Source organism: Halobacillus sp. BBL2006 (genome assembly GCF_000786645.1).
In the GTDB taxonomy this organism is placed as follows: domain Bacteria; phylum Bacillota; class Bacilli; order Bacillales; family Halobacillaceae; genus Halobacillus.
This window is the reverse complement of the sequence record NZ_JRNX01000435.1, coordinates 1-1,458: the sequence shown is the minus strand read 5'-3', so window position 1 is coordinate 1,458 and position 1,458 is coordinate 1. Positions and strand designations below refer to the sequence as shown.

Sequence of the window (1,458 nt, the reverse complement as noted above, 5' to 3'; positions counted from 1 at the left end):
GAGAAAGCTCACCGAATTGCAGACGAAACGTTCGACTGGTGGCGTAAGACTAAAGCCCAGTTCCGTGCGGATATTTTATTCCGTGCTGCAGCGATCGTCCGCCGTCGTAAGCATGAATTCACTGCGCATCTGATTAAAGAGGGTGGGAAGCCTTGGAAGGAAGCGGATGCAGACACAGCTGAAGCAATTGATTTTATGGAGTTTTACGGACGTCAAATGCTTGAGATTGACAAAGGCGTGGAGATAAATTCCCGTCCGATCGAAAACAACCGTTTCCACTACATTCCACTCGGTGTAGGAGTTGTCATCTCCCCATGGAACTTCCTTTTCGCCATCATGTGCGGAACGACGGTTGCCTCCATGGTATCCGGGAACACCGTGTTACTTAAACCAGCAAGCTCGACACCAATCATTGCTTATAAAATGATGGAAGTTCTTGAAGAAGCAGGTCTTCCAGCAGGTGTTATCAATTATATTCCAGGAAGCGGGAAAGAAGTGGGCGACTATCTCGTCGATCACCCGCGTACCCGTTTTATCAGCTTCACAGGTTCACGTGAAGTCGGTACACGCATTTTTGAACGTGCCGCTAAAGTTCACGAAGGTCAAAAATGGCTGAAGCGCACGATCATCGAAATGGGTGGTAAAGATACAATCGTTGTCGATAAAGACTCTGATCTTGAATTGGCGGCGGATGCAATCACATATTCTGCTTTCGGTTTCTCCGGGCAAAAGTGTTCTGCTTGTTCCCGCGTCGTTGCACATGAAGATGTTTACGACGAGCTGCTTGACCGTGTCGTTCATAAGACGAAAGAACACGTCAATTACGGCGATCCGACAGACAACAGCCATTACATGGGACCTGTGATTGACCAGGGAGCGTATGACAAGATCATGGACTACATTAGCATTGGAAAAGAAGAAGGCAAGCTGATGGCAGGTGGTAAAGGGGATGATAGTAAGGGATGGTTCATCGAGCCAACCGTTATTGCTGACCTGAAACCTGATGCAAAGATTATGCAGGAAGAAATTTTTGGACCAGTCGTCGGTTTCACAAAAGCGAAGTCATTTGATGAAGCTATGGAAATCGCAAACAATACCGAGTATGGCCTGACAGGTGCGGTCATATCCAACAACCGTAAGCACATCGAACAAGCTCGTGAAGATTTCCATGTCGGAAACCTCTACTTTAACCGCGGATGTACAGCCGCCATCGTTGGCTACCACCCATTTGGCGGATTCAATATGTCTGGAACAGACTCCAAAGCAGGCGGACCGGACTACTTAATCCACCACATGCAAGGTAAAACGACATCTGAAATGCTTTAAAGCAAGATAATCAAATAATCCTCTTTCTTCCATTTGCAGAAAGAGGATTATTTTTTTCAAAACGTACATAATAACAAAAGTAAATATAGAGTAAATCATCAATATTTGGAAATGCGCAAAAAGAAATATAAA

The 1,458-nt window shown here is 45.4% G+C and carries 1 protein-coding gene; it reads left to right on the top strand.

Annotated features, from left to right (window positions below; all coding sequences use genetic code 11):
• On the top strand, nt 1-1,326 hold a 1,326-nt coding region (pruA, locus tag LD39_RS13030; RefSeq protein ID WP_035547510.1), incomplete at its 5' end, for an L-glutamate gamma-semialdehyde dehydrogenase.
• Nucleotides 1,327-1,458 lie beyond the last annotated feature (132 nt).